Genomic DNA, 8259 nt, shown 5'->3' with positions numbered 1-8259 from the left:
ACCCGGTTCGTCATCACCTGCGAACCCGAAGGCGCCGCCACCATCCGCGCCATCCTCACCAGCCCCCTAGCCGCACCGGCCCCTGACGCCGACGGCCCCGACCCTCGCACCGCCCCGCAGCGCCGCTACGACGCGCTCACCACCGTGCTGCGCCGTGGCGTCGCCGGGGCGCAGGGGCAGCCCACCACCCCTAAGGCCCAGCTCGTGGTCCAAATCCGGTGGGACGACCTGCACCAGCAGCTGACCGGGACCGGCACCACCCTGCTCGGTGACACCCTCGCCCCGGCGACGGTGCGCCGGCTGGCGTGCGAGGCAGACCTCATCCCCCAAGTGCTCGGCACCGAAGGGGAGATCCTGGACCAAGGACGCAGACGGCGCCTGGTCACCCCCGGCCAACGCACCGCCCTGGCCCACCGCGACCGCGGCTGCACCTACCCCGGCTGCACCACCCCCGCCCCCTGGTGCGACGCCCACCACATCACCCCCTGGTCCCACGGCGGACGATCGGACCTGACCAACTACGCCCTGCTCTGCCCGCGGCACCACACCCGGGTCCACGACCACGACCTCACCGCCACCATCACCACCACCGGCGTCACCTGGCAACACAGATAACCCCGCCCCAACCCGGCCGCCGCGGCGGCCGGGACATCACCATGCCCAGAGCAGCAGGAAGCCCCCGGCGCCACCGAGGAGGGGACTCCGAGGGCTCCAGCCAGATCCAAGGCCACGGTTGCGGGTGGGCGCGGCGGCACCATGGTGGTGCGGCCGCGGCCGCGGCCGCACCGTCAGCCGATGAGGCCGAGGTCCGCGACCGTGCGGCGCTCCTCCTCGAGCTCGGCGACCGAAGCGTCGATCTTGCTGCGGGAGAAGTCGTCGATCTCCAGCCCCTGCACGATCTGCCAGTCGCCGCCGGAGGTGGTCACCGGGAACGAGGAGATCAGCCCCTCCGGCACCCCGTAGGAGCCGTCGGAGCGCACCGCCATCGAGGTCCAGTCGCCCTCGGGGGTGCCCTGCAGCCAGTCGCGGGTGTGATCGATGGTGGCCGAGGCCGCCGAGGCGGCCGAGGACGAACCGCGTGCCTCGATGATCGCGGCGCCGCGCTTGGCCACCGTCGGGATGAAGGTCTCCTCCAGCCACTCCTGGTCGTCCACGACCTCGGCGGCGACACGGCCGTCGATCTCGGCGCGGAACAGGTCTGGGTACTGGGTCGCCGAGTGGTTCCCCCAGATGGTCATGTGACGGATCTGGGTCACGCCGACACCGGCCTTCTGGCTCAGCTGGGCGAGCGCGCGGTTGTGGTCCAGCCGGGTCAGCGCGGTGAACCGCTCCGTCGGGATGTCCGGGGCGTTGCTCATCGCGATGAGGGCGTTGGTGTTGGCGGGGTTGCCGGTGACGGTGACCCGGATGTCGTCGGCGGCGTGGTCGTTGAGTGCCTTGCCCTGACCGGTGAAGATCGCGCCGTTGGCCTCCAGCAGGTCGCCCCGCTCCATTCCCTTGCTCCGCGGCCGGGCGCCCACGAGCAGCGCCACGTTGACGCCGTCGAAGACCCTCGTCGGGTCATCACCGGTCTGCACGCCCGCCAACAGCGGGAACGCGCAGTCGTCCAGCTCCATGACCACACCCTCCAGGGCCGGGAGAGCCGGCGTGATCTCAAGCAGCCGCAGCTCAACGGGGGTGTCAGGACCGAGCAGGTCACCGTTGGCGATGCGGAACAGCAGGTTGTAGCAGATCTGGCCGGCGGCGCCGGTCACGGCCACCTTCACGGGAGTGGTCACGGTGCGTTCCCCTTTGTCTCGCAGAGCGTCTCGGTCTTGCCAGGACGGTAGCAGCAGGGCCGGCCCCTAAGACTGGCCATCCCGTCAGCCCCAGGGCGGCAGCGCTGGCGGCCGGTCACCTCCCGGAACGGCCACTCCGTCGGTGAGGCCACGGGCCAGCCAGGCCAGCAACCCGGCGGGGGCGCCATGCACCTCGGGGCCGCCCCCGGCCAGCAGCCACCGCTCGCCGCTCCCGCTGACCACGAGCGTCACCGGCGGGCAGTTCGGGTGGGCGCCCAGCTTGGCCCGCGCCTCGGCCAGCGCGTGCACGACCACCTCCGTCGGAGCGTCCGCGACCGTGAACCCTGCCCGCAGGTCCGCATGATGCAGCGTCACCTCCCGCAACCGCGCCCAGGGCACCTGGTCGCCGGGCAGCGTCAGCCCCGAGCTGCCGGTGCGCACCAGGGCCAGGTCGCTGGCACCCAGCAGCTCGCGCGCCTTCACGGCGAACGCCTCGGAGGAGCGGGCCAGGTCCTCCCGTACCTCGGCCAGCTGTCGGGTGGCGCCCTCCTCGATGTCGCGGTTGCGCGCCTCCAAGGAGTCGTAGGCCGGCCGCTGCACCCCGGTCAGTGCCCAGTCGACCAGCCGCTGCAGCGCGTCGGCGTTCCGGGCCAGGTGTGCCAGCACGTGCCCGCGGCTCCACCCGGTGCAGACCGACGGCTCGGCCAGCCAGCTGCCACCGGAGGCGGCGGCCAGCGTCCGCTGCAACCCGGCATCCGCATCCGCCAGCAGCTCCAGCGCCCGCTCCGGTGCCATCCGGGGCACGGCGGCACCGCCGGCACCGCCGCTCCCGGCGCCGCCCGCGCCGGTGCTCAGGACGACTCCTGCCCGGCGGCCCGGCGCACGAACGCGGCGAGGTCGGCCGACTGCTGCTGCCGGGAGGGCTCGTGGACATACATCATGTGGCCGGCCTCGTAGTAGCGGTGCTCGAACCGGTCGAACGCCTCGCCCGGCAGCACCAGCTGCTCCAGCACCTCCCGGGAGGCGAAGAACGGGGTGGCGCCGTCGTACCAGCCGTAGGCGACGTGCACCTGCAGGTGCGGGTTGGCGCGCATTGCTCGGGCCAGCCGCGGGGTGACGTCGACGGACTTGCCCTCGAAGTCGGCGTAGGACCACGGATGGACCCGCGGGGAGATCTGCTCGTAGTGCAGGTCGGACTCATACCCCAGGTCGGCGCGGACGTGGTGGTTGAACGCGGCGGCGTAGGGCCCGGCGATCGCGTCGTGGCTGGGGTCGGCGTCGAAGGTCTCGGCGTTGCCGCGCGCGGCCGGACCGGTGAAGCGGGAGTCCAGCCGGCCCACGACCAGCCCCTGGTCACGCAGCAGCTCGGTGAAGAAGCGGATGTGCTCGATGCGCAGGTCGGCCCGGTCCACCCAGGTGGGGGACAGCCCGGTCAGCCGGGCCACCGTGGCGACGTGCTGCTCGCGCTCACTGCCGGTGAGCCGCCGGCCCCGGGCCAGCGCCCAGGGGTAGTCGCGGGAGGCGTACTCCTGCGCCTCCCGCACCACCGTGCTCAGCTCCCGGCGACCGTGCTTGCCGTGGTAGTGCGCGACGGCTGCGTAGGTCGGCAGGAAGCCGACGGCTGCCCGGTCGTCGGGCTCGTGCAGACCGATCGAGCCGAGGTCCAGCACCGAGGAGATGAGCATCAGCCCGTTGAGGAACATGCCGTAGCGGGACTGCAGGTGGTCGGCCAGCGCGGCCGCCCGCAGCGTGCCGTAGGACTCCCCGGCCAGGAACTTCGGGGACATCCAGCGCTGGTGCCGGCTGGTCCACAGCCGGATCACCTCCGCGACCGACTCCAGGTCACCGCTGAAGCCGTGGTAGGCCTTGGCCTTGCCGCCCTCGACCGCGCGGGAGAAGCCGGTCGAGACCGGGTCGATGAACACCAGGTCGGAGACCGCGAGCAGCGACTCGGGGTTGTCCACCAGGCCGTAGGGCGGGGGGAGCAGGTCGCCGACGTCCCCCATCCGCACCCGGCGCGGCCCGAGCAGCCCGAGGTGCAGCCAGACCGAGGAGGAGCCCGGTCCGCCGTTGAAGGCGAACGTCACCGGCCGGGGCGGCGCGTCCTCGGGCTGGTCGAGCACGTAGGAGGTCAGGAACACCTCGGCCTTGGGCTTGACGCCGGTGAAGACGTCGTCCTCGTAGACCTCCTCCCGGAGCACCATCCGCCCGGCCTCGGCGGTGTAGCGCAGCGTCCGGTCGCCCACCTGCAGCGTGTGCTCGGTCGTGACCAGGTCGTCGCGCACCTCCTCGGCGACCGTGGTCCGGGCGCGGTCGTCGCCGCCGGCATCCTGGTGCTGCCCGCGCTCCGGCTGCTGCTCCTGGTCCGGCCCGCGCTCCTGCTGCTCCTTGTCCTGTTCCTCGGGAGGGGTCATGGCCGTCAGCCTAGGACCCGTCGGGGACGATGACCGGGTGCGACTGGTGAGCGTCAACGTCAACGGGATCCGTGCCGCCGCACGCCGCGGCGGCCTCGACTGGCTGGCCGGGCAGCGGCCGGACGTGCTCGCGCTGCAGGAGGTCCGGGCCTCGGCCGACCAGCTGCGACGCGTGCTGGCCCGCACGCCGTTCGCGGACTGGGAGCTGGCGCTGCACGAGGGCGACCAGCCGGGCCGCGCGGGGGTCGCGGTGCTGAGCCGCTACCCGTTGGCGGACCGGCGCGGGCCGGAGGGGCTGGACTGCTCAGTAGCGGCGGGGCGCTGGGTGGAGGCCGATGTCCGGGTGGCCGCGGCTCCGGGGCCCCGGGAGGTGACGGTGCTGTCGGCCTACGTTCACACCGGGGAGGCCGGGACGCCGGCGCAGCAGGACAAGTACGCCCTGCTGGACGCGGTCGATGCCCGGCTGTCCGCGCTGGCCGGGCAGGGCCGGGAGGCGGTGCTGACTGGTGACCTGAACATCTGCCACACCCAGCAGGACCTGCGCAACTGGCGCGGCAACCGCGGCAAGGCCGGGTTCCTGCCCGCCGAGCAGGCCTACCTGACGCGCTGGCAGGCGGCCGGCTGGGTGGACGTGGTCCGGCGCGGCGCCGGGGAGGTCGACGGTCCCTACACCTGGTGGTCCTGGCGCGGCAAGGCGTTCGACAACGACACCGGCTGGCGCATCGACTACCAGCTGGCCACACCCGGCGTGGCCAGCCGGGTGCGGGAGTGGCGGGTCGGGCGCGCCCCCGACTACGCCTCGCGGTGGAGCGACCACGCGCCGGTGCTGGTGGACTACGCTCTCCTCCCGTGACTGCTGCGGAGCGGGGTGGAGCCACGGTCGGGGTCGCGTTGCCCGTGCCGGCGCCGTGGGGGGAGCAGCTGCGGCAAGCCCGGCAGGAGTTCGGCGAGGAGCGGGCCGTGGGGATCCCCACCCACATCACCCTGTTGGGACCGACTCCGGTCACCGCGGGGCAGCTGACGCGGCTGGAGGAGCACCTGACCTGTGTGGCGGCGCGGCACCCGGCCTTCGAGGTGGTGCTGCGCGGCACCGGCAGCTTCCGGCCCGTCTCGGAGGTGGTCTACGTGCAGGTCGCCCAGGGGGTCTCCTCCTGCGAGCTGCTCGAGCAGGACGTGCGCCGGGGCCCGGTCGACCCGCCGCGGGCGTTCCCGTACCACCCGCACGTCACCGTCGCCCAGGAGCTGCCACCGGAGGTGCTGGACCGGGCGTTCGCCGAGCTGGCCGAATTCTCCTGCCGGTTCACCGCCGACCAGGTCACCCTCTACGTCCACGACGACGGCGTAGCGGCGGGCACCGGTCCTGCCGACGGTCCCGGTGGCCAGGCGTGGCGGAGCTACCGCCGCTACGAGCTGACCGGCAGCAGCCCACCGGTCGAGCTGCTCCCGCGCGGCTGAGCGGGGCGCTCAGGCCACCCGGACCGGCACCCGCGCGATGGCGTGCTGGTAGTGCCCGAGCAACTGGTCGACCAGGTGCGGCCAGGAGCGCTCCTGCACCCGTGCCCGACCGGCCCGCCCCATGCGGTCACGCCGCTCGGCCGTGCTCTCGGCCGCGCCGTGGCCGTCCTCGACGAGCCGGGCCACCGCCGCGGCCAGCGCGCCGGGCACGTCCGGGTCGAACAGGTGCCCGGAGACCCCGTCCTGCACCAGGTCGACCGGGCCGCCCCGCCGGGGCGCGACGACCGGCAGCCCCGCGGCCGCCGCCTCCTGCAGCGTCTGCCCGAAGGTCTCCCGGGTTCCGGTGTGGACGAACACGTCCATCGCCGCGTAGCAGTCGGCCAGCTCGGCGCCCTCCCGCCGGCCCAGGAACACCGTGTCCGGCAGCAGCTGCTGCAACTCCTCCCGGCTGGGGCCCTCACCGACCACGACCAGCCGGGCGCCGGCGATACCGGCCAGCTCGGCCATCCGGTGCAGCTCCTTCTCGGGGGCCAGCCGCCCCACGTAGCCCAGCAGCAGCTCCCCGTCCGGGGCGAGCCGCCGGCGCAGCGCCGCCACCTCGGGGCGCTCGCGGCGGTCGGGGTGGAACAGGTCGGCGTCCACGCCACGGCCCCACAGCGCCACCCGCGGCACGTCGTGCGCGGTCAGGTCGGCGAGCGCCGCCGTCGACGGCGCGAGGGTGAGGTCGGCCTGGGAGTGGATGCGGCGGATCCAGCGCCAGGCGGCCCGGGCGGTCAGGTCACCCATCGGGCCGGAGTGCTGCCGGATGTAGCTGGGCATGTCGGTCTGGTACACCGCCACGGAGGGCAGGTCCAGCGCCCGGGCGGCGGTCAGCCCGCGCACCCCGAGCACGAACGGGGAGGCGACGTGCACCACGTCGGGCCGGAACCGGTGCAGCACCGTCTCGATCTCGTAGGAGGGCAGGCCCACCCGGAACTGCCGCACCGGCACGCTGCTCACGGTGTGGATCGGGAAGCCGGCGTAGTGGCTGGGCGCGGCGGTGGGGCTCCACGGGCTGGTGCCGGGGGCGATGACGACGGCCTCGTGGCCGCGCGCGGCGAGCTGCTCGAGGACCTTGCAGACGCTGGTGGTGACGCCGTTGAGCGCCGGGAGGAAGGACTCGGTGACGATCGCGACGCGCACGGGTGCCACGGTGTCGGCGGCAGGTGGCGCCGCGTCGACCTGCCGGGGCGTGTCGTGCGAGCGGAAGGTGACCAGCGGGTGACCGAGGGCGTCACGCAGCCGCCGCCGTCCCCGTGGGGGCGCCGGTTCCGCACGTCGCGCGGTGCTCAGGTCAGCTCCTCCTTCCCCAGTCGTCGCAGCGTCTCCACGACCTGCTTGACATCCTGCACCCGCTCCCGGGTGGTGACCAGGACCGCGTCCGCGGTGTCGATCACCACCACGTCGGGGATGCCGAGGGTGACCACGGTGCGGCCGCCGCGCGCGGCGATCACCCCGGTGCTGTCCTGGCTGACCACCAGGTCGGCGGGGCCGAGCACCCGCATGCCGGGGTGCTCCCCGGACTCGGCCAGCCGGTCGGCCAGCGAGGCGAAGTCGCCCACGTCGTCCCAGGGGAAGTCACCGGGCACCACGGCCACCTCTCCCGCGGCCGCGGCGGGCTCGGCGACCGCGTGGTCGATCGCCACCGGCTCGAGGCCGGCCCACTCGCTCTCCAGTGCCGCCGGGTCGGCCGCGACCCGGCGCAGCGCGGCGGCGAGCTCCGGGTGCCACCGGCCCAGCAGGTCCAGCAGCCGGGCCGCGGCCACCACGAACATGCCGGCGTTCCACAGGTCACCCGCCGCCACGTGCTCCCGGGCGCGGGCCAGGTCAGGCTTCTCCACGAACCGGGCCACCCGCCGGGTGTCGGGGGCGCCGGGCACGGCGGCGGGGGCGCCGGGGGAGATGTAACCGTAGCCGGTGGCGGGGTAGCCGGGCCGGATCCCGAGGGTCACCAGCGAGCCGTCGGCGGCGGCGTGGACCGCCTCCTCGACCCGGGCGCGGAACGCCTCGGCGTCGCCGATGACGTGGTCGGCGGCGAACGAGCCGATCACCGCCTCCGGGTCCCGGCGCTCCAGCACCGCGGCGGCCCACCCGACGGCGGGCATGGAGTCCCGCGGCTCCGGTTCGACCAGCAGGTTCGCCGCCGGCAGGTCCGGCAGCTGCTCCCGCACCGCCGCCGCGTGCCGCGCGCCGGTGACCACCAGCACCCGCTCGCCGCACAGCGGCCGCAGCCGGTCGACGGTGCCCTGCAGCAGCGAGCGGCCGCTGCCGGTGAGGTCCTGCAGGAACTTGGGGGTGTCGCGGCGGGACAGCGGCCACAGCCGGGTGCCCGAGCCCCCGGCCGGCACCACGGCCCAGAAGTGATCCCGGCTGGCCCCGCTGCTCATCCCGGCCAGCATAGGGTGGCGCCGTGCCCGACCTCCGTAGCAGCGTGCTCGGCGCGGCCTACACCACGCTGGCCCGCCCGGTGCTGTTCCGCGCCGGCGGCGGGGACGCCGAGTCCGCCCACTACCTGACCGTCGCCGCGGCACGATCGCGCTGGCCACCGGCACGGCGCTGTACCCGGTCTCGGT

At 74.4% G+C, this 8259-nt stretch carries 8 protein-coding genes; 3 read left to right on the top strand and 5 right to left on the bottom strand.

Annotated elements, in window-relative coordinates; all coding sequences use genetic code 11:
- A partial coding sequence (locus GFJ45_RS13870; RefSeq protein WP_153398220.1) for an HNH endonuclease signature motif containing protein occupies positions 1-615 on the top strand: 615 nt, incomplete at its 5' end.
- A gap of 173 nt (positions 616-788) precedes the next feature.
- On the opposite strand, the gene GFJ45_RS13865 is transcribed toward GFJ45_RS13870, so the two are convergent.
- From GFJ45_RS13865 to GFJ45_RS13855, 3 genes are all read right to left on the bottom strand, one after another.
- A complete protein-coding gene (locus GFJ45_RS13865) occupies positions 789-1778 on the bottom strand; it encodes a malate dehydrogenase (RefSeq protein ID WP_153398218.1) in 990 nt (329 codons plus the stop codon).
- Positions 1779-1862: 84 nt separating this feature from the next.
- Positions 1863-2573, bottom strand: a complete 711-nt coding sequence (locus GFJ45_RS13860) for a maleylpyruvate isomerase family mycothiol-dependent enzyme (protein WP_153398216.1) — start codon at positions 2571-2573, stop codon at positions 1863-1865.
- Between the two features lie 56 nt (positions 2574-2629).
- Positions 2630-4192: a S10 family peptidase gene (locus GFJ45_RS13855; protein WP_153398214.1), complete on the bottom strand. Its 1563-nt coding sequence runs from the start codon at positions 4190-4192 to the stop codon at positions 2630-2632.
- 37 nt (positions 4193-4229) lie between these two features.
- On the opposite strand from GFJ45_RS13855, the gene GFJ45_RS13850 reads away from it, so the two are divergent.
- The gene (locus GFJ45_RS13850; RefSeq protein WP_228387064.1) at positions 4230-5045 is read left to right on the top strand and encodes an exodeoxyribonuclease III; all 816 of its coding nucleotides are present in this window, start codon (positions 4230-4232) and stop codon (positions 5043-5045) included.
- The gene (locus GFJ45_RS13845) at positions 5042-5647 is read left to right on the top strand and encodes a 2'-5' RNA ligase family protein (RefSeq protein ID WP_153398210.1); all 606 of its coding nucleotides are present in this window, start codon (positions 5042-5044) and stop codon (positions 5645-5647) included. The genes GFJ45_RS13850 and GFJ45_RS13845 overlap by 4 nt, the downstream gene beginning before the upstream one ends.
- A gap of 9 nt (positions 5648-5656) precedes the next feature.
- On the opposite strand, the gene GFJ45_RS13840 is transcribed toward GFJ45_RS13845, so the two are convergent.
- Both GFJ45_RS13840 and GFJ45_RS13835 read right to left on the bottom strand, forming a co-directional pair.
- The gene (locus GFJ45_RS13840; RefSeq protein WP_228387062.1) at positions 5657-6829 is read right to left on the bottom strand and encodes a glycosyltransferase family 4 protein; all 1173 of its coding nucleotides are present in this window, start codon (positions 6827-6829) and stop codon (positions 5657-5659) included.
- A 146-nt stretch (positions 6830-6975) separates the two neighbouring features.
- Complete coding sequence (locus GFJ45_RS13835; RefSeq protein WP_228387060.1) at positions 6976-8073, bottom strand: mannose-1-phosphate guanylyltransferase; 1098 nt, start codon at positions 8071-8073, stop codon at positions 6976-6978.
- Positions 8074-8259 lie beyond the last annotated feature (186 nt).

Source organism: Ornithinicoccus halotolerans, from assembly GCF_009602535.1.
Classification (GTDB): Bacteria; Actinomycetota; Actinomycetes; order Actinomycetales; family Dermatophilaceae; genus Ornithinicoccus; species Ornithinicoccus halotolerans.
This window is presented reverse-complemented; position numbering and strand designations above follow the sequence as displayed.

Bases quoted from the DNA above. Each gene is read 5' to 3' on its own strand.
- GFJ45_RS13860 (WP_153398216.1), bottom strand. From the start codon at position 2,573: ATGGCACCGGAGCGGGCGCTGGAGCTGCTGGCGGATGCGGATGCCGGG.
- GFJ45_RS13855 (WP_153398214.1), bottom strand. From the start codon at position 4,192: ATGACCCCTCCCGAGGAACAGGACAAGGAGCAGCAGGAGCGCGGGCCG.
- GFJ45_RS13835 (WP_228387060.1), bottom strand. From the start codon at position 8,073: ATGAGCAGCGGGGCCAGCCGGGATCACTTCTGGGCCGTGGTGCCGGCC.